This window comes from Paenalicyclobacillus cellulosilyticus, from assembly GCF_014647315.1.
Classification (GTDB): Bacteria; Bacillota; Bacilli; order Alicyclobacillales; family Alicyclobacillaceae; genus Alicyclobacillus_J; species Alicyclobacillus_J cellulosilyticus.
On the sequence record NZ_BMOY01000106.1, the window covers coordinates 1 to 283 of the forward strand.

A 283-nucleotide genomic window follows, 5' to 3' on the forward strand; every position below is an offset into this window, starting at 1 on the left:
TACACCGTTTATGTATGATGCGAATTTCATTTCTATGATGGCAAGCTTTATTGCTGGCGGATTGTTATTTATCTTATCCATTCCTAAAGGAACCATTCGATGCTCTTACGGTCGATGGGATAAGTTTATTGTATAAACTCCGAACTGGGGTTGTATAAGTTTAAAAATTTAATACAGTGCGTGCGATCATAAAATAAATTAAAAGTCCACTTGCATCAATAACAGTGGAAACAAAGGGCGCACTGACTACGGCTGGGTCAAGTTTTAAAACTCGAGCAAGTAT

At 37.1% G+C, this 283-nt stretch carries 1 protein-coding gene; it reads right to left on the minus strand.

Features of this window, described 5'->3' with window-relative positions:
* Positions 1-160: 160 nt before the first annotated feature.
* Positions 161-283, minus strand: a complete 123-nt coding sequence (locus IEX97_RS14050) for a magnesium transporter (protein WP_373289464.1) — start codon at positions 281-283, stop codon at positions 161-163.